The sequence below is a fragment of the Fodinicurvata sp. EGI_FJ10296 genome (assembly GCF_040712075.1).
Lineage (GTDB): Bacteria > Pseudomonadota > Alphaproteobacteria > DSM-16000 > Inquilinaceae > JBFCVL01.
The window spans coordinates 60,437-85,239 of the sequence record NZ_JBFCVL010000005.1 but is presented as its reverse complement, the minus strand read 5'-3'; the positions used below and the strand labels follow the sequence as shown (position 1 = coordinate 85,239).

21 protein-coding genes are annotated in these 24,803 nt (G+C 60.8%); 3 read left to right on the top strand and 18 right to left on the bottom strand.

What is annotated here, in order from left to right; genetic code table 11:
- Positions 1–42: 42 nt before the first annotated feature.
- The 9 genes from hflX to dusB form a co-directional block, all read right to left on the bottom strand.
- Entirely contained in the window at positions 43–1,446 is a 1,404-nt protein-coding gene (hflX, locus tag ABZ728_RS11745) for a GTPase HflX (protein WP_366656319.1), read from the bottom strand.
- Positions 1,447–1,454: 8 nt separating this feature from the next.
- Positions 1,455–1,706 carry an RNA chaperone Hfq gene (hfq, locus tag ABZ728_RS11740; protein WP_366656760.1) on the bottom strand — a complete coding sequence of 84 codons (252 nt, stop codon included), beginning with the start codon at positions 1,704–1,706 and terminating at the stop codon, positions 1,455–1,457.
- A 220-nt stretch (positions 1,707–1,926) separates the two neighbouring features.
- Positions 1,927–2,808 carry a D-amino-acid transaminase gene (locus ABZ728_RS11735; RefSeq protein WP_366656318.1) on the bottom strand — a complete coding sequence of 294 codons (882 nt, stop codon included), beginning with the start codon at positions 2,806–2,808 and terminating at the stop codon, positions 1,927–1,929.
- Between the two features lie 89 nt (positions 2,809–2,897).
- Positions 2,898–4,277 (bottom strand): Trk system potassium transporter TrkA, encoded by a 1,380-nt coding sequence (gene trkA, locus ABZ728_RS11730; protein WP_366656317.1) that lies wholly within the window; start codon positions 4,275–4,277, stop codon positions 2,898–2,900.
- Positions 4,278–4,329: 52 nt separating this feature from the next.
- A complete protein-coding gene (locus ABZ728_RS11725; protein WP_366656316.1) occupies positions 4,330–5,763 on the bottom strand; it encodes a sigma-54 dependent transcriptional regulator in 1,434 nt (477 codons plus the stop codon).
- An 86-nt stretch (positions 5,764–5,849) separates the two neighbouring features.
- Positions 5,850–8,174 carry a PAS domain-containing sensor histidine kinase gene (locus ABZ728_RS11720; RefSeq protein WP_366656314.1) on the bottom strand — a complete coding sequence of 775 codons (2,325 nt, stop codon included), beginning with the start codon at positions 8,172–8,174 and terminating at the stop codon, positions 5,850–5,852.
- Between the two features lie 199 nt (positions 8,175–8,373).
- Positions 8,374–9,825, bottom strand: coding sequence for a nitrogen regulation protein NR(I) (ntrC, locus tag ABZ728_RS11715; protein WP_366656313.1), 1,452 nt, complete (start codon positions 9,823–9,825; stop codon positions 8,374–8,376).
- A gap of 3 nt (positions 9,826–9,828) precedes the next feature.
- Positions 9,829–11,061, bottom strand: a complete 1,233-nt coding sequence (locus ABZ728_RS11710) for an ATP-binding protein (RefSeq protein WP_366656312.1) — start codon at positions 11,059–11,061, stop codon at positions 9,829–9,831.
- On the bottom strand, positions 11,058–12,143 hold the full coding sequence (gene dusB, locus ABZ728_RS11705; RefSeq protein ID WP_366656311.1) for a tRNA dihydrouridine synthase DusB: 1,086 nt from the start codon (positions 12,141–12,143) through the stop codon (positions 11,058–11,060). The genes ABZ728_RS11710 and dusB overlap by 4 nt, the downstream gene beginning before the upstream one ends.
- A 241-nt stretch (positions 12,144–12,384) precedes the next feature.
- On the opposite strand from dusB, the gene ispD reads away from it, so the two are divergent.
- From ispD to ABZ728_RS11690, 3 genes are read left to right on the top strand one after another with little or no spacing between them, the layout of a single operon-like run.
- Positions 12,385–13,653: a 2-C-methyl-D-erythritol 4-phosphate cytidylyltransferase gene (gene ispD, locus ABZ728_RS11700; RefSeq protein ID WP_366656310.1), complete on the top strand. Its 1,269-nt coding sequence runs from the start codon at positions 12,385–12,387 to the stop codon at positions 13,651–13,653.
- Between the two features lie 14 nt (positions 13,654–13,667).
- Complete coding sequence (locus ABZ728_RS11695; protein WP_366656309.1) at positions 13,668–14,216, top strand: phosphatidylglycerophosphatase A; 549 nt, start codon at positions 13,668–13,670, stop codon at positions 14,214–14,216.
- A gap of 21 nt (positions 14,217–14,237) precedes the next feature.
- Positions 14,238–14,747, top strand: coding sequence for a nicotinamide-nucleotide amidohydrolase family protein (locus ABZ728_RS11690; RefSeq protein ID WP_366656307.1), 510 nt, complete (start codon positions 14,238–14,240; stop codon positions 14,745–14,747).
- Here the strand turns inward: ABZ728_RS11690 and ABZ728_RS11685 are convergent.
- From ABZ728_RS11685 to kdsA, 9 genes are all read right to left on the bottom strand, one after another.
- Positions 14,714–15,208, bottom strand: a complete 495-nt coding sequence (locus ABZ728_RS11685; RefSeq protein ID WP_366656306.1) for an SRPBCC family protein — start codon at positions 15,206–15,208, stop codon at positions 14,714–14,716. The two genes, ABZ728_RS11690 and ABZ728_RS11685, sit on opposite strands and share 34 nt — an antisense overlap.
- Positions 15,209–15,284: 76 nt before the next feature.
- Positions 15,285–16,274, bottom strand: coding sequence for a lipoyl synthase (lipA, locus tag ABZ728_RS11680; protein WP_366656305.1), 990 nt, complete (start codon positions 16,272–16,274; stop codon positions 15,285–15,287).
- A 116-nt stretch (positions 16,275–16,390) separates the two neighbouring features.
- Entirely contained in the window at positions 16,391–17,791 is a 1,401-nt protein-coding gene (gene lpdA / locus ABZ728_RS11675; RefSeq protein ID WP_366656304.1) for a dihydrolipoyl dehydrogenase, read from the bottom strand.
- A gap of 98 nt (positions 17,792–17,889) precedes the next feature.
- Complete coding sequence (locus ABZ728_RS11670) at positions 17,890–19,293, bottom strand: pyruvate dehydrogenase complex dihydrolipoamide acetyltransferase (protein ID WP_366656302.1); 1,404 nt, start codon at positions 19,291–19,293, stop codon at positions 17,890–17,892.
- A 77-nt stretch (positions 19,294–19,370) separates the two neighbouring features.
- Positions 19,371–20,795: a pyruvate dehydrogenase complex E1 component subunit beta gene (locus ABZ728_RS11665; RefSeq protein ID WP_366656301.1), complete on the bottom strand. Its 1,425-nt coding sequence runs from the start codon at positions 20,793–20,795 to the stop codon at positions 19,371–19,373.
- A gap of 109 nt (positions 20,796–20,904) precedes the next feature.
- A complete protein-coding gene (gene pdhA / locus ABZ728_RS11660; protein WP_366656300.1) occupies positions 20,905–21,873 on the bottom strand; it encodes a pyruvate dehydrogenase (acetyl-transferring) E1 component subunit alpha in 969 nt (322 codons plus the stop codon).
- A gap of 240 nt (positions 21,874–22,113) precedes the next feature.
- Entirely contained in the window at positions 22,114–22,464 is a 351-nt protein-coding gene (locus tag ABZ728_RS11655; protein WP_366656299.1) for a septum formation initiator family protein, read from the bottom strand.
- A gap of 164 nt (positions 22,465–22,628) precedes the next feature.
- Positions 22,629–23,915 carry a phosphopyruvate hydratase gene (gene eno / locus ABZ728_RS11650; RefSeq protein ID WP_366656297.1) on the bottom strand — a complete coding sequence of 429 codons (1,287 nt, stop codon included), beginning with the start codon at positions 23,913–23,915 and terminating at the stop codon, positions 22,629–22,631.
- Between the two features lie 40 nt (positions 23,916–23,955).
- The gene (gene kdsA / locus ABZ728_RS11645) at positions 23,956–24,798 is read right to left on the bottom strand and encodes a 3-deoxy-8-phosphooctulonate synthase (protein ID WP_366656295.1); all 843 of its coding nucleotides are present in this window, start codon (positions 24,796–24,798) and stop codon (positions 23,956–23,958) included.
- Between the last annotated feature and the right edge of the window lie 5 nt (positions 24,799–24,803).

The following is a 24,803-nucleotide window of genomic DNA, read 5'->3' as shown; positions in this document are numbered from 1 at the left end:
GCTCTGTGAGTGCCACGGACATAATCAAACGGTCGAACCAGTTCAACCCGGAATTTCGACCTGATCGCCAAAAGATTTTTCGAAGCGCGCCCGATCCTGCAGCGACAGACGAACCGTCAGCGATATCCGCTCCCCGTCGTCGTGGCGCTCGACGACGTCTCCGTTCTGATAGAGCCAGGCGATAACCTGCCCTTCGCTAGAGGCAACGGTGAGCGTCAACGACGTGCGTGCCTGATCCAGCCGCTCCCTGATAGCGGCAAGCAATGTGTCGACGCCCTCGCCGGTCAGGGCGGACATGGCCAGGGGCTGGGTTCGGCGCGAATTGGCACCCGAACCTGCGCGAAGCACCGCATTCGGCGAACCGTCGGCTTCGGGTTCCAGAAGATCGGCTTTGTTCAGCACTTCGATGAGCCGTGGGTCGGATTCAGTATCGATGCCCATCGATCCCAGGACGGCATTCACATCCTGACGCTGGGCTTCGGCGTCAGGATGTGCGGCGTCGCGTACATGTACGATGATATCTGCGGCGTCCACTTCTTCGAGTGTGGCCCGGAACGCGGCGATCAGTTGCGTTGGCAGGTCCGAAACGAAGCCGACCGTATCCGATACGATGGCCTTGTGACCGCCGCCGAGTTCAATCTGCCGCATGGTCGGATCCAGGGTCGCAAACAGCAGGTCCTTGGCGAACACATCCGATTGAGTCAGCCTGTTGAAGAGCGTGGATTTTCCGGCATTCGTGTAACCGACAAAGGCAACGACCGGATAGGGAACGCGCTCTCGCGATTTCCGATGGAGGCCACGCGTGCGTCGTACGTCCTCAAGATCCCGTTTCAGTCGGACGATCCGGTCATCAATCTGCCGACGATCGAGTTCTATCTGCCGTTCTCCGGGTCCGCCCATGAATCCGGCACCGCCGCGCTGCCGTTCAAGGTGGGTCCAGGATCGGACGAGGCGGGAACGCTGATACGACAAGTGCGCCAGATCGACCTGAAGCATACCCTCCTTCGTCCGGGCGCGTTCGCCGAAGATTTCGAGTATCAGACCAGTTCGATCGATGACCTTTACGTCCCAGGCCCGTTCCAGGTTGCGTTGCTGGATCGGTGAAAGATCGTGATCGATCACAACGATTTCGGGCCGCTTTTCGTGGATTTCCCCGGTGAGTTCCGCCACAGCACCGCCACCAAGCAAGGTGCCCGGGACAGCCTTGTTGACGCGCACACTTCGTGCAACCACGACAGTCAGATCGATCGCCGCGGCAAGCCCGACAGCTTCCTCAAGGTGAGCTTCGGGGGTGCGAAGCCCCCGAGCGCTGCCCTTTGCCTCTCCCCGAACCTCCGGGTGGAGAACGAAAGCCGTGCCGGGGATGGCAGGCAGTCGTTCATCGTCATCATGGGCCGCATCGGGGTGCGGCCCATCGTTGGAAGGATGGCTATCGGAGGGCGTCATGATGCGGTTCAGGCCTCTTCCTCTTCCTTGGCGGTTTCGAACAGTTGAATGGGGTGTGCCGGCATTACAGTCGAGATGGCGTGCTTGTATACAAGCTGTGAGTGGGCATCGCGCCTGAGCAGGACCGAAAAATTATCGAACCAGGTTATAATTCCTTGCAATTTAACCCCATTTACAAGAAAAATGGTCACCGGTGTCTTTTGCTTTCGACAATAGTTAAGAAATACGTCTTGTACGTTCTGATTTTTTTCAGACATCAGTTGACCCCGATGGTTTGTAGTGGATGACTGCCGATCTGTCACCCGGAGGTTGTTAGCCGGTCTGGCGAACCGATTCAGGTGAAACGACCCATTTCCAAAGCGATATGGTGACGGGCGAACCCGACGCCAAGGGGCTAAAGCCCCGGCGTTAACGTCAGCCGCCGAAGAAGGACAGCGTCAGGCTCTGGGCCTATCCGGCGTCGGTCCGCTTCAATTTGCCCTACCCGGCAATATAAAGCTCCGCGCGGTCGGATTCCGCGAATGCGACATAGTGTCCGCGCAGGGCGGACGACAGCGAACCTGGATGGCCGTTGGCAACGGGTTGCCCGTCAATGCGCGTGATCGGGGTGACATAGGTCGTTGCACTGGTAAGGAATGCCTCCCGTGCTTCCTGAGCCTCGGCCACGGAAAAGGGGCGCTCCTGGAATTCGTATCCCTCTCGGGCCGCGATCGCCAGGACCGAACGCCGAGTGATGCCGTTGAGGATGTCATTGGTGGCCGGTCTGGTCACCAGAACACCGTCCTTGGTGACGATCCAGGCGTTGGAAGAACACCCTTCGGTGACATTCCCGTCGTCATCGACCTGCCAGGCCTCGAAGGCCCCGGCGTCGGCGGCCTGTTGCTTGCCCAGTGCCTGAGGCAGCAACGCGACCGTCTTGATGTCGCGGCGTTTCCAGCGAATGTCGGGAATCGAGACGACGCTGACGCCTTCGTCGTCGCGCAGAGTGGCGGCAGGCGCCCGCGCGTTGCGTTTCGTCGTCATGACGAGCGTCGGGGCGACCCCCTTGGGGAATTTGAAGTCCCTTGGTGCGACTCCGCGGGTAATCTGCAGATATATCAGCCCGTTGTGCAGACGATTGCGGCGGATCAGTTCACGCATGACCAGCGCGAGCGCCCGGCGTGTCATCGGCGCCTGGAGGCGCAGTTCATTCAACGACCGCTCCAGCCGATCCAGGTGTCCTGCTTCGTCGACAAGACGGCCCCGATGAATGCTCACCACCTCGTAGACGCCGTCGGCGAACTGAAAACCCCGGTCCTCGATGTGGACGGCGGCGTCGCCGTGCGGAACATAGCGGCCATTGACGTAAGCGAAACGTGGCATCTTCGTCGAAGCTCCCCTTTGGCGGGACGGTTCACGGCGCAAGCCGTGTCGAAAGGCGCAGTCTTGAGCGCACTGTGTAGCCGGAGTTATCAGAAGAATTCCAGTCGTACAGCGAACATCTTCTCGATTTTTTTCACCGAGGCGCTGGCGGAAAGCAGGATCACGCGGTCATGGGGCCTGATGACGGTCTTCGGCCTGGCGATGATCACGTCGTCGCCGCGAACCACAGCGCCGATGATAACGCCCACCGGCAGCCTGATGTCCTTGATCGGCATGTTCACCAGGCTGGATGTGTCCAGGGCTTCAGCCTCTATGATCTCGGCGAAACCGTCGCGCAGCGAGTGAACAGCTTTGATCCGGCCCCGCCTTACGTGCTGCAGAATGCCCGATGCCGTTATCGCCCGGGGACTGACAACGGCGTCCACCCCCAGTCCGGTGATCAGCGACCCGTAAACGTCGGTATTGTTCACGAGTGTGACCGCGCGCTGGCTACCGTGCTTCTTTGCAAGCAGTGAGGCGAGAATATTGACTTCGTCGTCGTTGGTAACCGCCACCACGGTCTCGGTGACACCGATATTCGCTTCCTCAAGCAGTTCCGTGTCGAGACCGTCGCCGGTCAGGACGAGCGTTCGGGACAGCGTTTGGGCAATGTAGGCCGCACGATCCTCGTTCTCCTCGACGATACGCGCCGTGACCCCGGGGTAATTCGCCTCGATCTCTTGCGCCAGGAACAAGCCGACATTGCCGCCCCCGATGATCACGATCCGCCGGGCTTCCGACTCCTCGTGCCCGAAAGCGGCCATCGCTCTGCCAACATGACGGGAGTCGGCGACGAAATAGACTTCATCACCCGGAAACATCTGGTCATTGGCATCGGGTATGATGGGGCGATTCCCACGAACGATCGCCACGACCTCTATGTTCAGATCCGGAAACAGGCTGGTCAACTGGCGAAGCGGCGTGTTGATGATGGGACAATCGTCGGCACAAAGGACGCCGAGAACCCGTACCATACCGTCGGCCAGGGGGATCATCTCGAAGGCTCCGGGTACCTGAAGGCGTCTCGCGATCGCGCGGGCGACCTCGATCTCCGGCGAGATCACATGATCGATCGGAATATTCTCGCGGCTGAAAAGATCGGCCCAGATCGGCCGCAGATAAGACTGATTGCGAATCCGCGCGATCTTGGTTGGCACGCTGAACAGCGAATGCGCCACCTGACAGGCGACCATATTGACCTCGTCGCTCTGTGTTACCGCGACGAGCAGATCCGCGTCGGCCGCACCTGCCTGTTCCAGAATGGTGGGGCTTGAGGCATGACCAACGAGTGCCTGTACGTCCAGCGTGTCCGAGATTTTCTTGGTCAGCCGCGACTCACGGTCGATGACCGTGACGTCGTTGTTCTCGGTGGCAAGATACCGGGCGATATTGGCGCCGACCTGCCCGGCGCCGCAGATGACGACCTTCATGGGTCAATACCTTTGGGTGTGTTTCTGGTCGGCACATCGGTCACGAGCGCTGTCAGACCCGTTCGTCGGACTGATCCGACAGAGCCGGCGGAATGGTGCCGGGCGCCGCGGTCGACACCGTTGCCGGGTTGACGCCAAGACTTTTCAGTTTGCGATGCAGGGCGGAACGCTCCATTCCGACGAATTCAGCCGTCCGGCTGACATTGCCATTGAAGCGCGTTATCTGGGCCAGAAGGTATTCGCGCTCGAACACTTCCCGGGCTTCGCGCAGCGCCAACCCCATGATTTCGCCTCCCTTCTCCCATTTCAGGACGTCGGGTGCGATTGCGCCGATTTCCGGCGGCAGCATGTCGGCCCTGATCGCCCCGGACCCCTCCGGCCCCGCCATGATCAGCAGCCAATCCATGACATTGCGCAACTGGCGGACATTGCCGGGCCAGTCGTAGGACCTGAGCGCGGCCATTGCGTCTTCGCCGATGTCGCGTGGCGGCAGTCCCTGCATCTCGGCGTTGCGCGCCATGAAATGCCGGGCAAGCGACGGGATGTCTTCCTTGCGGTCGACAAGCGGCGGGACATGAATGGGCACGACGTTTAGCCGATAGTACAGATCCTCGCGGAATGTGCCGTCCTTGATCGCTTCGACAAGGTCCCTGTTCGAGGACGCGATTACACGGACATCGACCTCGACAGTCTGAATGCCGCCTACCCGCGTGAAACTCCGCTCCTGCAGCATTCTGACGATCTTGCCCTGCGTCACCAGCGGCATATCCGCCACCTCATCCAGCAGGAGCGTGCCGCCGTGAGCGGATTCCAGAGTCCCGGCGCGTCTGCGGTCATCGTGTTCGCTGCCGAAGAGTTCTTCTTCGAGGCGGTCCGGATGGAGCGCGGCGCAGTTCAGAACGACGAACGGACCATCCCGGCGCTTGGAAAGTCCGTGCAGCATTCTGGCTACGACCTCTTTGCCCGTTCCGGCCGGCCCTGTGATGAGAACGCGGCTTCCGGTCGGTGCAACGCGGTTGATCTGTTGCTTCAGCTGCATCATGGCCGCCGACTCACCGACCAGCTCTCCGTCCTTGCCGGAGCGAAGCCGCAGCTCCGCGTTCTCGCGGCGGAGGCGGGCCGCTTCGATGGCCCGATCGACCATCAGCAACAGGCGATCGGTCTTGAACGGCTTCTCGATGAAATCGTAAGCGCCGCGCTTGATTGCGTCGACGGCCATCTCGATATTGCCGTGGCCGCTGATCATGACGACCGGGACCTGCGGATAGTCGGAACGGACACGATCCAGAATTCCCAGACCGTCCATCTCGCTGCCCTGAAGCCAGACGTCGAGGATCACGAGGGTCGGCTGACGGGCGGCAAGTTGATTGAGTGCCTGTTCCGACGTTCCGGCTTCCCGCGCGGCATATCCTTCATCCTCGAGAATGCCCGAGATGAGCATGCGGATATCCGCTTCGTCGTCGACGACCAGAATATCATGCGCCATGAGACATCCGTTGTTCGCCCCTGAAGGGGTCATTATTCGTGCCGATCTCGCCCGAGGCGCCAAGGCCGGCGCAATTCTGCGTGTGGTCAGTCATCATCGGAATCCGGGCCGGTTCTGGTCGGACCGTCATTCTCACCTTCCGGGCCCTGCGGGTCAATTTCACGTGCCGGTGCCGGGGTCTCGATCTTGGGGAAGACCATTCGCACGATAGCGCCCTTTTCCTCCGAATTGTCTTCGAGAACAAGCCGGCCACCATGGTCTTCCATTATTTTCTTCACAATCGCAAGGCCAAGGCCTGTGCCCTTGTCCCGCGTTGTAACGTAGGGTTCCGTCAACCGATCCCTTTCATCCGTCGGCAATCCCCGTCCGTTGTCGATGAACGACACTGTTATGGCGTCGCCCGCGTCGTCGACCCTGATCCGGATCCGGGGAACGATTGCCTCTCCTTCCGACTGCTGTTCAAGGCGTGCATCGATCGCATCGATCGCATTCTGCAGCAGATTGGTCATGGCCTGGGATATCTGGCGGCCGTCGCAAGCCACGATAACAGCATCTTCTTCCGTTTCGGTTTCGAAATTAATATCCGGGCGGGCGGTCTTCTGCAGAAACGCCGCCTGCCCCGTCAGATCGACGATATCGATCGGCTCGATAACTGGCGCCGGCATCCGTGCAAACGACGAAAACTCATCGACCATGCGGCCGATATCCCCAACATGGCGGACGATAGTCTCGATACACCGCGAAAACGTTTCGGGATCGTTATCAATTTGTCTCAGATAGCGCCGCTTCAGTCTTTCCGCCGACAGCTGGATCGGCGTCAGCGGATTCTTGATCTCGTGCGCGATGCGTCGGGCCACATCGGCCCAAGCCGCTTTTCGCTGCGCGGCCAGAAGCTCTGTGATATCGTCGAAGGTGACGACGTATCCGCGCACCCGGCCGTCCAGTCTTTCGGCCGCGATCCGGACCAGCAGCGTGCGCAATTCCCCGTTCCTGTAGATCCTGATATTGCCTTCGGCCAGACGGTTCTGGCGCCGCGCGGTCGCCAGCAGGTCGTCGATTTCCGGGACAATATCGGTCAATCGTGCGCCGAGGATATTCTCCAGGTCGAGGCCCAGCAGCTCCGTTGCCGATCGGTTGGGCAGATTGACCACACCGCCTTCGTCGACGCCAAGCACCCCTGCGGACACACCTGAAAGAACGGTCTCGGTAAAGCGCCGGCGGTGATCGAGCTGGCGGTTGGCTTCGATCAGTTCGGACCGCTGGCTTTCCAGCTGGCTGGTCATGCGGTTGAAAGCCCGGCCGAGATCGGAGAGTTCGTCACCGCTGGCCGTCGGCGTCACCCTGGCAGCAAGATCGCCGCTGCGTACGCGCTCCGCCGCGACGATCAATGCGCTGACGGGCGCGACCAGCCGGTCGGCAAAGACCAGCGCCAGCCAGACGGCGACCATGAGCAGAAGCAGCGAAACGACAGCGTAAATCAGCGTGAAGGTGATCTGAAGGGTCGACCGCCGCCCCTCCAGCTCCCGATACTCGGCAACAGCAGTTTCCGCGCGTTCCATATGGCCGATGACGCTGGCTTCGACCAGGCGGCCCACCAGCAGAAATGCGTCGTCGAACCGGTCGAGCCGGATCAGCGCGCGGACCCGGTCATCGCTGTCCGTCGGCATCAGCCGGACGTCGCCATTGCGGGCGTCGGACAGAATGTCTTCGGGAATGGGTTCGAACTGGAGCGCAAAGGTCAGGTTTGAACGGGCCAGGGTTTCGCCGGACGAATCGAAGACCAGAGCCTCGGTGAGGTTCCGGAGAATGGCCTGTGTGGTAACGAACTGATTGAAAAACGCTGAATCGACCGCAAGGCGTTCCGCCTCGCGATTGATATCGTTGGCCATCGAAAGCGCATCGGCCCGCAGTGTTTGCTGATGTTCCTCCAGATAGGCCTGGGCCACCGAGAGGCTTTCATTGACGGCGGTGGAGACCCGGTCAGAGAACCAGGATTGCAGGCCGGCATGGAAGAATAGCAGCGAGAAGGTCGCCATCAGGATCGCCGGCGCAACGGCCACAACGCTGAACAGCGCCACAACCCGCACATGCAGGCGCGAACCCGCCAGCCCCTGCCGCCGCTGTCCCCACAGGATGGCCACGCGCCGCGCGATCACCGCCCCAAGCAATAGCAGTATGAACAGATCGAGGTTGAGGAGGAAGTTGATCGTGTCCGTATCGCGGTTGAGTGACGTACCCTCGGTCAGCGCGGCATAGGTGGCCAATCCGGCCAGAACGGCCGCGACCATCAGGGCAAGCGCGAATTTGTTGCCCAGCCCAAGCCGCGACGACCAGCGGACCAGGTCGCGCCACGCCAGACGCAGGGAATGACCCTGCGGAATACGCTTGTCGGTATCGGCGCCACTCGCCATGGACAACAGACTTCCAATAATTCCAAAGGGCCGGCGGTGGTTCGGTCCCGGTCAAACCGACCGGATGGGGCAGGTTACCGGACACTACTGCCGGGGCGGAAACCTTATCGGTAGCACAGCGCATCGCCACAGGCACGATCCCCGCTCGCGCCCTCACCTGCCTGTCAGTGGATACCTGCCGTCTGCGTCGCGCGCAACGCTATTTGAGCCCGCGGACGACCTCGATATTCATCTCGCGAATTTTCTTGCGCAATGTGTTGCGATTGAGGCCGAGCAACTGCGCCGCCCTGATCTGATTGCCCTTCGTGGCGGACAAGCACAGTGTGATCAACGGCCGCTCGATCTCCTGCAGCACCCGGTCGTAAAGGCCGTCTGCGGGCAGCTCGCCCTCATGAGCAGCGAAATAGTCACGCAGGTGACGGTCGACGGCACCGGACAATCCCTCGCTTGCCGGCGGCGCTGTGCCGTCTTCGGCTGGAGGCGGTGCTTCCGCAAGTTCCATATCGATGATATCGGCGCCGATGCTCTCCTGATTATACAGGGCCGACAACCGGCGGATCACATTCTCCAGTTCCCGGACATTGCCCGGCCACCTGTACATTTTCAGGCGCTCCATGGCCGGCGGATCGATGCTCTTGGTCGGAAGGCCTTCGTTGTTGGCGCTGTTCAGGAAATGCCGGACCAGTGCGGGAATGTCTTCAACACGCTCCCGCAGCGGCGGCAACCGGATCGGTACGACATTGAGGCGATAGAATAGATCCTCGCGGAAATCGCCTTGCTGAATCGCATGGCGGAGGTCGCGATGTGTCGCGGCCACGATGCGGACATCGGCACGGATCGGCACGCGGCCGCCAACGGTGGTATATTCTCCCTCCTGCAGGACGCGCAGAAGCCTCGTCTGCGCTTCCATCGGCATATCGCCGATCTCGTCCAGGAAAAGCGTCCCCCCCTGGGCCTGCTCGAAACGGCCGGTGGATCGCACCGTGGCCCCGGTGAAGGCGCCTTTTTCGTGGCCGAACAGTTCGGACTCGATCAGGTCGCGGGGAATGGCGGCCATGTTGATCGCAACGAAGGGGCCGTTGCGGCGCTTGCCGTAGTCGTGCAATGCGCGGGCAACCAGCTCCTTGCCGGTTCCGCTCTCTCCGGTGATCATCACCGTCAGATCGGTCCCCATGAGCCGGGCCATGACGCGGTAGATTTCCTGCATGGCCGGCGAACGCCCGATCAGCGGAAGCTGCTCGTCATCTTCGCCTTCGCCTCCACCGCCGGCCGCAGCAGGGGCGGCAGGCGTCTTGAGCGCGCGTTTGACCACATTCACCAGCTCGCCCAGGTCGAATGGCTTCGGCAGATACTCAAAGGCGCCGCGCTCGGTCGCCTTGACCGCGGTCAGCAGCGTATTCTGCGCGCTCATCACGATGACACGCAGGTCGGGACGGATCCGTTTCATCCGCGGGATAAGGTCGAGACCGTTTTCGTCGGGCATCACCACATCGGTGATGACGAGATCGCCTTCCCCATCCTGCACCCAGCGCCACAGGGTTGCGGCATGGCCTGTCGTTCGTACGTCATACCCGTTCCGGTTCAACGCCTGTACCAGCACCGTCCGGATCGCCTTGTCGTCGTCGGCTACCAGAATCGTGGGTGTCGCCATCGTCTAGTTCTCCGGGAAGCGTGACGGTTCATCGGAAAGCGCGGTCGTTTCCGCCGGGTGCCGCTCATCGTCGCCGTTATGTCGATGGCGCCGCTGGGTATACATGGGCAGGAATACGCGAAACGTCGTCTGACGGGCGGTACCGTCCAGTTCGATGACGCCGCCGTGATCGTCGACGATCTTGGCCACGAGCGCCAATCCGAGCCCCGTTCCATTGGTCCGGGTCGTCACGAACGGGTCGAACAGATGTGGGCGGATATCGTCCGGTATACCGTCGGCGCCGTTGTCCTGTACCGATACGACCAGTGGCAGCTGCATCCGGCTTCCCGTCCCCGGCACGACGATGCTGACACCGTGCTGGAACGAGGTGGTCAATGTGACCTCGCCTCCTTTGACCGGCGCCGCCTCGCAGGCGTTCTTCACAAGGTTCAGAAACACCTGGACAAGCTGGTCATGGTTCCCGTGCACGGCGGGCAACGACGGGTCATAGCGTTCAATGAACCTCACGCGCCGTCCAAACCCGTTCTGCGCAACCCCTCTGACTCTCTCCAGCACCGCATGGATATTAACGGCCGACCGTTCGACCGGTCGACCGTCGGCGAAAACTTCCATCCGGTCGACCAGAGCGACAATCCGGTCGGCCTCGTCGCAGATCAGGCGGGTGAGCGACCGGTCCTCCGGCGACGCGGTGGCCTCCAGCAGCTGCGCAGCGCCACGGATGCCAGACAAGGGGTTCTTGACTTCATGCGCCAACATTGCAGCCATGGCGGTGACCGACCGCGCAGCACCCCGATGGGTCAGCTGGTTGTCGATCCTCCGGGCGATCGAGGCGCTGTGAATCAGAACGACCGCGGTTTTATTGGCGGTGTTTCCCGCCGCCTCGCCGGCGCTGGCCGCCTCGACCGGTCCGACCGTGATCGTCGTGTCATGCCGACCAATCCGCGGACTCTCCAGGGTGACGCCGTACTCCGAAACGCTGCCGCCATCGCTGATTGCCTGCCTGATAAGGCTGAACAGTGGGTTATCGCCGGGCAGCCAATGGTCCAGCTTGTGTCCGGTCATCTGGGCATCGCTGGCGTCGAAAAAATGCTGTGCCGCGAAATTTACGAACCGAACACTGAAGTCGAGATCGACGACCAGCACCGGCTCGGGCAACGAATTCAGGATCGATATGGCCGAGTGCTGCGTTTTTCCCGACGATCGGACTGCCGCACCCGCCCCGGTATCGTCGGTCATGCGACCTTCCTCGTGTTCGCTCGGGCATTTATGCCGCTATCTTCACCTACTGTCGAAGCGTCCTGAACGGGTAGACTCTCATTGTCCAGTCCAGCTCCGATCGCCGCGTCGAACACCGCCGACACCGTCTCCAGTACCGCCTGCGAGTCTTCGAGTGTGTTGAACAAGCGACGGGCGTCGGCGGCATTCGGCAGTCCGTTGACGTACCATCCCAGATGCTTACGTCCGATTCTTATTCCTTTGCTCGAACCATAGTGAGCGAGTATCGCTTCATAATGCTGCAACACGATGTCCCGGCGCATGGAAAGGTCGGGGTCGGCAGGCCAGACGCCGGTCCGAAGATAGGCGCCGGCCTGGGCCAACCGCCAGGGGCGGCCCTGGACGGCTCGGCCGATCATCACGCCCGCTGCACCGCTGGCCTGCAGGGCGCGGTCTATGGAGGCCGGACCGTCGATATCCCCATTCACGATCACGGGTACCGACACCGCATCGACCGTCGGCCGGATTGCTGCCCAGTCGGCGGTCCCGGTATATAACTGGCAACGAGTGCGGCCGTGGACGGTAATCATCCGCGCACCGGCCCGCTCGCAACGGGCGGCCAGATCAGGCGCGTTCAGGTCGCTGTCATCCCAGCCGAGCCGCATCTTGACCGTTACCGGAACGTCGACCGCCCTGGCTACAGCGTCCACGATGCAGGCAGCCAGGGCGGGTTCCCGCATCAGTGCCGATCCGCACTGCTTCGTGACGACCTTTCGGGCCGGGCAGCCAAAATTGATGTCGATGATCGCTGCGCCGCGATCGACGTTGAGCCGTGCCGCTTCGGCCATGATCGCCGGGTCGTAGCCGGCCAGCTGAACCGCCATCGGATATTCGTCGCCGCAATCGGTGCTGGTGCGCATACTGGCCCGCGCGGCACGCACCATCTCGTGGCTGGCAATCATCTCGGAGATGACGAGCCCCGCACCCAGCTTCTTGACAATTGCGCGGAACGGCTGATCCGTGACGCCGGACATGGGTGCCAGAAACACAGGCGGATCCACGCCTATGTCGCCTATATGAACAGGATTGAGCGTTATGCCCATGAATTAGGCAACTCCATATAGTGCCCCAAAATTAGGCAAAGTTAGCAGGGTTTGCTACTGAATCAAAGCGTGAATCGAAATTCTTCCGTAACGGCCGGTCTGCCGCGGCGGCGTTCTCGTCAAATTGTCTCGGTCCTTGCCAGCGGCCGTATCGCGGTCTATCCCATTTTTGAACCAGGAGTCTCGGGGCCTGCGACCCCGAATACCAATGCTTTGATTGTCCGAACGACTGGAAGCCTTTATGAGCAACGTCGCGGAAGAAACCTGCCAATCGAAATCCCGACCGTCCTGTAGCGTCATCATTGTGGCAGCCGGCCGGGGAGAACGGTTCGGCGGCGCCATAGCGAAGCAATTCCGCGATCTGGCGGGCCGCCCTGTTCTGCGCCGCACGGTCGAGGCGTTTCTGCCGGTTGAAGGCATCAGCCGCATTGTCGTCGTCGTCGATCCTGTTCACCGGGACATGACGGCAATGGCCCTGGACGGACTGAACCCCGCCGGGGCTGTCCTGTCCATTGTTGATGGCGGCGCCGACCGCCAGGCGTCGGTATTGGCGGGGCTGGAAAGCCTGGCCCGCGCGTCCGACCCACCGACGATGGTGTTAATCCATGATGGTGTGAGGCCGCTTGTCCGCCGACCAACGATCGAAGCCGTAATTGGGGCCGTTGCGGGCGAGCTGGACGGCGCGATCGCTGCCATGCCGGTCACCGATACCCTGAAAGCCGTCACCGATTCCGGCATCATTCAGCAGACGGTCGACCGCGCAGGCCTCTATCGGGCACAGACGCCGCAGGGATTTCGGTTCGACAGGATCCTGACAGCACATCGTGAAGCGGCAGGCCGCCGATTGACAGACGATGCCGCCGTAGCCGAAGCCGCAGGACTTCGGGTCGGCCATGTCCCCGACCGCATGGACAACATAAAGATAACAGTTGAGGAAGATCTGGCACTTGCCAAGGTTTTTCTTCGCGAACCCAATATGTTACCGACGATTCCTCACTTTCAGGGCGAAACGGCCACAGCGGCACCGATCCGGCGCTTCGGACAGGGGTTCGATGTTCACAGGACATGTCCGGGAAACAGCGTAACCCTTTGTGGCGTCGTCATTCCTGCGCCCTTTGGTCTGTCCGGCCATTCGGACGCCGATGTCGCGCTCCATGCCGTGACCGATGCAGTCCTGGGCGCGATGGCCGATGCGGATATCGGAAGCCATTTTCCACCCACCGATCCACATTGGCGCGGCGCTGACAGCGTGCAGTTCCTGGAGACGGCCATTGAACGCGCCGCCCTTCGCGGCTACCGGCCGGAACAAATCGACGTTACGATCATTTGCGAACTGCCCCGCATCGGGCCTCACCGCGACGCGCTCCGAGCGCGTCTGGCAGCCGTCGCCGAGCTGGATGCCGAATGGGTGTCGGTCAAGGCGACAACATCCGAGCGGCTCGGGTTTACCGGACGGGGAGAAGGCATTGCGGCCATGGCGATGGTCGTTCTCGGCCGGAAACAGACTTGAGATTGGACATCTGCATGCCCAGGGGACGCTACGTATTTCTGCGACCATCGCCCGGCGCCCTGCCGCTATCCAACATCTGGGTGATGATCGCCACTGTCGGCGGCGTTGGGCTGTGGCGCTGGGGGCCCGGGACAGCTGCTTCACTGGTCGCCCTGCCGCTGGCGTGGTTCATCGTTGGTGCCGGTCAGATCTATGCCCTGTCGGCCGCGATACTGGTCGTCACCGTCGCGGGCGCCATGGCCGGCAACTACATCGAATATCACGGTGGCGGCAAAGACCCCGGCGCCGTCGTCATTGACGAGATTGCAGGTCAGTGGCTGACACTGGCCATGTTGGTGGCGCTTGCTGGCGTTCCAGAGGCGGTCGGGCCGACGGGACTGGTGATCGCATTCATCGCGTTCCGAATTTTCGATATTCTGAAGCCTTGGCCTTGCGACTGGGCTGACCGTCGGCTGACCGGCGGCATCGGTATCATGACCGACGATCTGATCGCTGGCGTCTATGCCGGCCTGGCGCTATGTATCATCTATCTGATTGCGCCCGGAATATTCGAGACCTGGTGATGCTGCGAACGGAGTGGGCGAATGTGCGCCGCTACGACGATCGACGACGAGGCTTTGACCGCCGCGGCGAGAGTTCTGGAGATTTGCCGGCGTGCCGGAACCATGGTTGCTACGGCCGAGAGCTGTACGGGCGGCCTGGTTGCCGCTAGCCTGACGTCAGTGGCGGGATCGTCTTCCGTCGTCGATCGCGGCTTCGTTACCTATTCCAACGACGCCAAGACCGAAATGCTGGGGGTCGACCGCACACTGATCGCCAGTCATGGCGCCGTAAGTCAGGAGGTCGCGGCCGCTATGGCCGAGGGAGCCCTGGATCGGTCGCGCGCCGGCCTGACGATTTCCATTACTGGAGTTGCCGGGCCCGGCGGTGGCACGACTGAAAAGCCGGTTGGGCTCGTCTGGTTCGGCGCCGGTCGAAGTGGATTTCCGGTCACAACCGAGCGTTTCGTGTTTTCGGGTGATCGTTCGGACATACGCTCTGCGGCTACACTTTATGCGCTTCAGTTGCTGGAGCGCACTGCCGCATCGACCTGACCCGTTCCTTCCGGTCCGCCATTCCAGCCGGGCTCTGATCCATGCAGCGCATGGGCACGCGCCTCAAATGCTTCAACGAGCCGAACCATGCCTCGGTCAAAGAGACCATTGATGATTGGCGCCTGGATCAGACCTGGCTTGATATCGACAGTGACGCGTACTCGCGAAGCGACGCCGCCGCTGCCTTCGACGTCAGTGTCTGGGGGTTCAGTGTATGGGGCATCAGTCTCCCGACCCTGAACAGGCTGGATGAGCCACGTGCTCGAAAAATCCCTGACTGGTCCACGAAGGTAGCGGATCTCGATCCTGCCGTTGTCGCATCGAACCAGGTTGGCTGATACGGGCGCCGTAAACAGTTTGTGTCCGATCAGCAAATCGGCGTCGATCTGGTCGTTCCCCTTTCGACGGACCCGAGCAGAGCGGACCCATTTGAGAAAGTCGGGGTATCGACCGACATCCATGACGATGCCGATGAGCAGGTCACAGCCGTAGGGCAGAACCCGCTCGATCGTTTCATGCGGCAAAAGCTCCGCTCCGCTATTCCGCGGCGCCGTCGATCAGGTCGACCAGATTCATGGAGGGCAAGCCCGAGAGCTTTGCCTCCCTGGCCGCCCGAAGGCGTGCGAAGTCGCTGTCGGCGTGGTATGACGAACGCGTCAGTGGAGAAGCGGAAATCAGCAAGAAACCCTTCCCGCGGGCGACGCCCTCATAGGCCGAGAATTCGTCCGGCTCGACGAACCGGTCGACACGCGCATGCTTGGGCGTCGGCTGAAGATACTGCCCGATCGTCATGAAATCGACATCCGCTGCGCGCAGGTCGTCCATCACCTGATAGACCTCCTCCTTCGCTTCGCCCAGTCCGACCATGATGCCGGACTTGGTGAAGATGGCCGGATCGATCTCTTTTACCTCGGCCAGCAACTTCAGCGAGGTGAAATACCGCGAGCCCGGACGAATGCCGGGATAAAGCCTGGGGACAGTCTCAAGATTGTGGTTGAAAACGTCGGGGCGAGCCTCGACCACGATCTCGAGGGCGCCACGTTTGCCGCGGAAATCCGGAGTCAGGATTTCGATAGTCGTATCTGGCGCCCGGTCGCGGACGGCGCCGATGACATCAGCGAAATGCCGCGCCCCGCCATCGGACAAATCATCACGGTCGACAGATGTGATGACGATATGCCGAAGGCCGACACGTTCGACCATCTCGGCAATGTGCTCGGGTTCGTGCGGATCGACCTGATCCGGCCGGCCGGTCGCGACATTGCAGAACGCGCAAGCCCGCGTACATACCGACCCCAGGATCATCACGGTGGCGTGACCCTTGGACCAGCACTCCCCGATATTGGGGCAGGCCGCTTCTTCACAAACCGTGACGAGATCCAGCTCCCGCATCAGTTTGCGGGTGCTCTGGTATTGTTTCGACGTGGGAGCCTTGACACGAATCCACGAAGGTTTGCGCTGAATCGGATTGTCCGGCCGGTTGCGCTTCTCGGGATGACGGTGTTTCACCACATCGGTGACAGTCATGGTATCAGCCTTTTCAAACGGTACGGCGGAGAAGCGGCGATACGCGGCCGGGTCTGCCAGCAATTGTCGCCAGCATAGCCGGACCTGCCTCGCCGCTGATCACTCCCCTCGGTACCTTAATAATGGATCGCCCGACCATAGGCGTCCAGCACACTTTCATGCATCATTTCCGACAGCGTCGGATGCGGGAAGACCGTATGCATCAGATCGGTCTCGGTCGTTTCCAGGGTCTTGGCAATACCATAACCCTGGATCAGCTCCGTGACTTCGGCGCCGATCATATGAGCGCCGAGCAATTCGCCGGTCTTGGCGTCGAAAACGGTCTTCACCATCCCCTCGGGTTCGCCAAGAGCGATCGCCTTGCCGTTACCGATGAAGGGGAAATGCCCGACCTTGACCTCATAGCCCTGGTCTTTTGCCTGCTGTTCGGTGATGCCGACGCTGGCAATCTGTGGCTGACAATATGTGCAGCCGGGAATTCCGTCGACATCGAGCGGGTGGACATCCTTTACGCCGGCGATCTTCTCGACGCAGATTACACCCTCGTGGCTTGCCTTGTGAGCAAGCCACGGCGGGCCGGCCAGATCGCCAATGGCGTATACGCCGGGCTCGTCTGTTTCCAGCCATTCATTAACGACGACGTGGCCGCGGTCGACCTTCACCTTCGTCTTGTCGAGGCCGATATCTTCAGTGTTGCCGACGATACCGACGGCCATGACAACCTTTTCAGCCGTAATGCTTTCCGTCTTGCCGCCAACCGAGATTGTCGCCTTCACGCCGTCGTTCGTCTTCTCGATTTTTTCCGTCTTCGCACCGGTATAGATCTTCATGCCCTGCTTCTTGAACGCCTTCTGGGCAAAATTGGCGATCTCGATATCCTCGGCCGGGAGAATGCGATCCACCATTTCGACGACCGTCACTTCGGCCCCCATGGTGCGGTAGAAGCTGGCAAATTCGATACCGATCGCGCCCGAACCCACAACCAGCACCGATTTCGGCATTGTTTCGGGCACCATGGCCTCTTTGTACGTCCAGATGGACTTGCCGTCCGGTTCCATGCCGGGCAGCGATCTTGCTCTTGCCCCTGTCGCGAGAACGATATGCTTTGCCTCAAGCGTCTCGGTCGTTTTTCCATCCTTTTCGACGGCGACCTTCCCGCCACCGGCCAATTTGCCATGGCCATCGAAGACAGTGACCTTGTTCTTCTTCAGCAGTTGCTTCACGCCGCCGCTAAGCTGGCCGGCCACCGCCCGCGACCGTTTGACCACCTTCTTGATGTCGAAGCTGATATCCTTGGCGCTGAACCCGAATTCGTCGAGATGGTTCAGGATTCCCATGATTTCGGAACTGCGCAACAGCGCCTTCGTCGGGATGCAGCCCCAGTTCAGGCAAATCCCGCCCAAATGTTCGCGCTCAACCAGACCGACTTTCATGCCGAGCTGCGACGCCCTGATGGCGGCGACATAACCACCCGGACCGCCGCCGACGACCACCAGATCGAACTTCGTCTCAGCCATGTCCCAATAACCTCCGTCCGTGAGCCGGCGGCGGCGCCGAATGCGCCCGCCGGTCGATCGTTATCTCGTTCGAGGCGCGACGGACCTCGGGGTTCGGTCTACAGCATCAACCCTAGCGGATTCTCGACCAGTGCCTGGAATGCCTGCAGAAACTCCGCGCCGATCGCCCCGTCGACAACCCGATGATCGACGGACAGGGTGCATGTCATAACTGTTGCGACGGCCAGCGCCCCATCCTTGACGACCGGCCGCTGCTCACCCTTGCCGACGGCGAGGATGCAACCCTGGGGCGGATTGATGATGGCTGCAAAATCGGAGATGCCGTACATACCCAGATTGGAAATCGAAAACGTGCCGCCCTGAAATTCTTCGGGCTTCAGCTTGTTGTCGCGTGCGCGCTTCGCCAGGTCCTTCATCTCCGACGAGATCGTGCCCAGCCCCTTGCTTCCGGCGTCCTTGATGATCGGCGTAATGAGGCCCGATTCCGTCGCCACTGCGACCGAGATATCGGCACGGTCGTAAAGAAGAATGGCATCTTCGGCCCAGGCGGCATTCGCCGCCGGCACTTTCTTCAGACCTGCAGCGACCGCTTTGATGATGAGGTCATTGACCGACAGCTTGATGCCCGCCTCCTCACCCTGCGCATTCAGCTCCTTGCGCAGCTTCAGCAGTGCGTCCAGTTGGCAATCGACCGTCAGGTAGAAATGCGGGACCGTCTGTTTGCTCTCCGTCAGGCGACGCGCAATGACCTTGCGCATCTGGCTGACTTTCTGCTCGGTAAACGGGATTCCGTAAGCAGTGGCGAGCTGCCGGGGATCAGGGCCAGTGCCGGCTGCCTTGGGCCCCGCCTGCGCTGAAGCCGGCGCCTTTTCTGCTTCAGCTGGTGCCGTTTCTGGCCTGGGTTTGGCAGCGGTGCCGCGTTCGATGGCCTGCTCGACATCCGCGCGGACGATGCGACCACCGGGGCCGGATCCCTTCAGGGCTGTCAGATCGATCCCGGCACCCTCAGCGATCCGCCGTGCCAGCGGGCTCGACAGGACTCTCTTGCCTTCGGATGTCTTCGGCGCCGGTGGCGCCTTGCCGCCCGGATCCGCTCCGGCATTGTTTCGAGGCGGTGGCGTTTCGCCCGACGAGCCACCGGCATTGCTGTCCGCGGCCCCGCTCTCTTCCGGCTTGCCGTTGCCGCCTTCCGACTGTGGCGACTGCGCTTTGGCACCACCGGACGGATCGGGTGCCTGGTCGAGCGCCGAGGCGTCCTCGCCCTCTTCGAGAAGAATGGCAATAGGTTCGTTGACAGGGACGCCTTCGGTGCCGGCGGAGACAAGGATCTTACCCATCACGCCCTCGTCGGCAGCTTCCACTTCCATGGTAGCCTTATCGGTCTCGATCTCGGCGATGACGTCGCCGATTTCGACCTTGTCTCCCTCGTTCTTGTGCCAAGTCGCCAATGTTCCTTCAGTCATGGTCGGCGACAGCGCCGGCATGAGGATGTTGGTCGGCATCGAATTCTCCCTGGGCACCCGGCGCGGGCAATACGGCCGGTCGTTCTCGGTTCAGCGTGATGACGGGCGAAAGACGCTCATCGGTAGCAGACGGATTTGGCGGCATCGACGATCCCGGCGACCTGCGGAAGCGCCATTTTCTCCAGATTGGCGGCATATGGCAGCGGAACCGGCTTCTGTGCCACCCGGGCCACCGGCGCATCGAGGTAGTCGAAAGCGTGGGTCATGACCTGCGCTCCGATTTCGGCGCCGATACCGGCAAAGGACCAGCCTTCTTCGCAGGTAACGATCCTGTTGGTCTTTTTCACGCTCCGGATGATCGTATCGACATCCATCGGCTGAATCGTGCGAAGGTCGATGACTTCGGCTTCGATGCCCTCTTCCGCCAGTGCATCCGCTGCTTCGAGGGCGCGGCCGACCATGATGGAGTATCCGACCAACGTGACGTCGGTGCCCTTGCGGACGACTTTGGCTTTCCCGATCGGGACCATGAAATCAGCATCGGTGGGCACATCGAACGATTGCCCATAGAGCATCTCGTTTTCCAGAAAGACCACCGGATTAGGATCGCGAATGGCAGCCTTGAGGAGCCCTTTGGCGTCACCGGCGGAATACGGCGACACCACCTTCAGGCCAGGCACCTGGCTGTACCAGGCGGCGTAATCCTGGCTGTGTTGCGCAGCAACGCGCGAAGCAGCGCCATTGGGCCCGCGGAATACGATGGGACAGCCCATCTGGCCACCGGACATGTACAGCGTCTTGGCGGCAGAATTGATGATCTGGTCCATCGCCTGCATGGCGAAGTTGAAGGTCATGAATTCCACGATCGGACGCAGTTTTCCGAAGGCCGCTCCGACCCCAAGGCCGGCGAAGCCATGCTCGGTAATCGGGGTATCGATGATGCGCTTGGGGCCGAATTCCTTCAGGAGGCCCTGCGTTACCTTGTAGGCACCTTCGTACTCTGCGACCTCCTCGCCCATCAGAAAGACCTTGCCATCGCGGCGCAACTCTTCCGCCATGGCATCGCGCAATGCTTCCCGCAGGGTTACCCGCGATGTTTCCTTGTAGAACGCGGCCTCCGCTTCATCCGCAGCGTCATCGTCGACAGCATCCCCGCCATCCGAAGCCGGCGACGACTTCGCCTGGGCAGGCGGGGCCTCGGCGGAAGCGGCCGGAGCAGCTTCATCCTTCCCCTTGCCGCTGGCGTCGGTTCCGCTCGGCGGCGATTTGGCGGCCTGATCCAGAGAGTCCGGGCTTTCACCCTCACCCAGCAAGAGGGCGATGGGCGTATTGACCGCAACCCCTTCCGTTCCTTCTTCGATCAGGATTTTGCCCACTGTGCCTTCATCGACCGCTTCGACTTCCATTGTCGCTTTGTCGGTCTCGATCTCGGCGAGGACATCGCCAATGTCGACCTTGTCCCCTTCTTTCTTGTGCCATGAGGCAAGTGTGCCTTCGGTCATAGTCGGGGACAAAGCCGGCATCAGGACTTGGATCGGCATCGGATCTCCTCCGGAAATCGGCGCGGCCTCAAGGCCGGCGCCATAAGCACCTTATTCGGAATCGGGTCGCGTCGAGGGTTGGTGCGGCTGCTGGCCGACCACCTGTCGATCAGGCTTCGATCAGGACGTCGGTCCAGAGTTCCGACTCGTCCGGCTCGGGACTCTGCTGGGCAAACTCTGTCGCTTCGTTGATGGTGGCCCGGATCTCTTTATCGATCCCCTTCAACTCGTCTTCTGTCGCGTGACCGCCGTCGATCAGGCGGCTTTTGGCCTGTTCGATCGGATCGCGCTTGGAGCGGTATTCATCGAGTTCCTCGCGCGAGCGGTATTTGGCCGGATCCGACATCGAATGCCCGCGATACCGATAGGTCAGCATCTCAAGCAGATACGGGCCATTGCCGGATCTCGCATGATCAAGAGCTTCGTCGGCGGCTTCGTGGACTGCCAGAACGTCCATTCCGTCGATCTGCCGTCCGGGGATTCCATAGGCCTGGCCGCGCTTGGACAGATCGGCCTGGGCCGAATGCCGCGCCACTGAGGTTCCCATGCCGTACTGGTTGTTTTCGATCACGTAGACGATGGGCAGATGCCAGAGCGCCGCCATGTTGAAGCTCTCGTAAACCTGGCCCTGATTCACCGCGCCGTCGCCGAAGTAGCAGACGTTGACGCCGCCGTCCTCGTTGTATTTGTGGGCGAATGCCAATCCGGTTCCGAGCGGGACCTGTGCGCCCACGATACCGTGCCCGCCGAAGAATTTCTTCTCCCGCGAGAACATGTGCATCGAACCGCCCTTGCCTTTCGAATATCCGCCGCGACGACCGGTCAACTCGGCCATGACACCCTTGGGGTCCATACCGCAAGCGAGCATATGACCATGATCGCGATAGCCGGTTATGACGCTGTCCGCCGGCTCCTGCGCGGATTGCATGCCGACGACGACCGCTTCCTGCCCTATGTACAGGTGACAAAATCCGCCGATCAATCCCATGCCGTAAAGTTGGCCGGCTTTTTCCTCGAATCGCCGGATCCGCAACATTTCGGAATAGTAATGAAGAAGGTCCTCTTTTGATGCCTTCATATCGCCGGATTTTGACCGACCGGATGTGCGACGCTTCGTCGTGGCCAAGGGATCCTCCAGGCTGCTCATTGGTATCGCGGAGGCGGCAGCAGTCAATGCTCAGCCATCCGCAGGGTACACAAGCGATACCGTGAGGAACCCAAATATGCAAGGATCAGCGTAGCGGTAAAGGGCTATATTGGATGAAATTCGTTTGCTGCACCGCAACAATCACGCATATTTAATATTCGCACTTATTGTTCAGTTCTGGCGAACAGGCGCGTTTCCGTCGTGATCCGAATGGCGTTGGCGATAGATTATCACTTCATTTGGATGAGAATAGTTGAGCATCACCCTCAGGCGCTCATCAAGCATATCCGGATCGAGGGCCGCGGCTGACAGCCGCCGAGCCCGACGTTCGAGCACCTGGCGCTCCGAACTCAATGTCCCAAGCGCCGCCTCAGCTCGGATAATGCGATCCATCAGCGTCTCTCGCGCGATGAGGCCGTGATTGCCCTCGACGCTATGAATCAGGAAATAGGCGATCAGTCCGAGCCCGATTACGGGCCAGATTACGGGGTGAAGGCAACGTTTCATGCGGGCGGCGGACATCATCACACCAATCGATCACGCCCCGGCACTTCCGTCAATTGCTTTTTGGTGGTATTTCAATGACTTAGATTGCGAAGTCAATCTGCGGGCAGCAGACACAGCATCTAGCGTTCAAGCTTGGCGCTGATCCTAGATGCTGTGTCTGTGCTCCGACTACAGGTTCCTCAGCCACCATACCCTTTTATTGCTTTGCGACCAGGAAAACGCGCCAGATCGCCAAGGGCATCCTCGATCCGAATGAGCTGATTGTATTTCGCAACGCGATCGGTGCGAGATAGCGATCCGGTCTTGATCTGTCCGGCATTGGTGGCAACCGCAAGATCCGCGATGGTTGCGTCCTCCGTTTCGCCCGATCGATGAGAGAACACGGCCGTATATCCGGCCCGGTGCGCCATATCGACGGCCTCAAGCGTCTCGGTCAAGGTGCCGATCTGATTGACCTTCACAAGGATCGAATTCGCCACGCCTTTTTCGATACCGTCCGACAGACGGGCTGGATTGGTGACGAACAGATCATCGCCAACCAACTGAACTCGCGACCCGAGCTCCGAGGTCAGGTGCTTCCAGCCATCCCAGTCGTCCTCCGCCATGCCGTCTTCAATCGATGCGATTGGATAGCGGGCGCAGAGATCGGTGTACATCGCCACCATGCCGGCGGCATCGAGGGTTTTACCCTCGCCCTCTAGATGATAGCGCCCCTCGCGGTAGAATTCAGTCGATGCGGAATCCAATGCCAGCAGAATATCCTCACCCGGCCGATAGCCGGCTTTCTCTGCGGCCTTCATGATAAACTGAAGGGCTTCGTCGGCGGATTTCAACGCCGGCGCGAATCCGCCCTCGTCGCCAACATTGGTATTGTGCCCGGCATCTTTCAGAATCTTCTTCAGGGAATGGAAAACCTCAGCCCCCATTCGTACGGCTTCCGTCAGTGACGGCGCCGAAACCGGCATGATCATGAATTCCTGAAAATCGATCGGATTATCCGCGTGCGCGCCACCATTAACGATGTTCATCATCGGCACCGGAAGCGTCCGGGCGAAGGTCCCGCCGACATACCGGTACAACGGCAGGCCGGTTTCTTCGGCCGCAGCCTTGGCGACGGCGAGGGACACGCCCAGCATCGCATTGGCACCCAGTCGGCTCTTGTTTTCAGTACCGTCCAGGTTGATAAGCATCCGATCCAGGGCGCCCTGGTCGCTGGCCTCCATGCCAACGACGGTATCGAATATCTCGCCATTAACAGAGTCGACTGCTTTCGTGACTCCCTTGCCGCCATAGCGTGATGCATCGCCGTCACGCAGTTCAACCGCTTCGTGAACGCCTGTCGATGCACCGGACGGCACGGCCGCACGACCGAAGGCACCGCTATCGAGGCCGACATCGACCTCTACCGTCGGGTTCCCGCGGCTGTCCAATATTTCCCGGGCATGAACGTCGATTATTGCTGCCATGGCATTCTTCCTATTCTGGCCTTGTGCTGTCGCTCGCACTTTATACGGAATAATCCTGTTCTTTGACTACCGCATCGATAGATTGCAGACGGCGGATCAGCGGCTCCATGTCGCTCAGCGGTACCATATTCGGCCCGTCGCTCGGTGCGCTGTCCGGATCCTGATGAGTCTCGATAAATAATCCGGCCACCCCGGCAGCGACGGCTGCCCGGGCCATAACGGGTACAAATTCGCGTTGGCCGCCGCTCGACTGCCCCCGTCCGCCCGGCTGCTGTACCGAATGAGTGGCATCGAAGATCACGGGGTATCCGGTATCAGCCATAATCGGAAGCGATCTGATATCGGTAATCAGGGTATTGTAACCGAAAGAAACGCCGCGTTCGGTCAGCAGAATACGGTCACTACCCGCACCTGAAACCTTTGCTGCAACGTTTGTCATGTCCCAAGGCGCCAGAAACTGGCCCTTTTTAATATTCACGACCCGGCCTGTGGCCGCCGCCGCCAGCAACAGATCCGTCTGGCGGCAGAGAAATGCGGGAATCTGCAGGATATCGACGACATCGCCCACCGGCCCGCATTGTCCCGGCTCGTGAACATCGGTCAGCACGGGCAAGCCGGTGGCCGCCTTTACGGCAGCAAGGATCTCCAGACCCTCGTCGATGCCGGGGCCGCGAAAGCCGCGGGCACTGGTTCGATTAGCCTTGTCGAACGAGGTCTTGTAGACGAGGCCGATTCCACGGCGCTCGGCGATTTCCTGAAGCGTCCCGCTTGTGCGAAGCGCGTGGTCGCGGCTCTCCAGCGCACAGGGACCGGCAATAAGCGCCAACGGACGGTCCCGGCCGAATGTAACGCTGCCAACCGATACTTCGCGCATTTCGACCATGATAA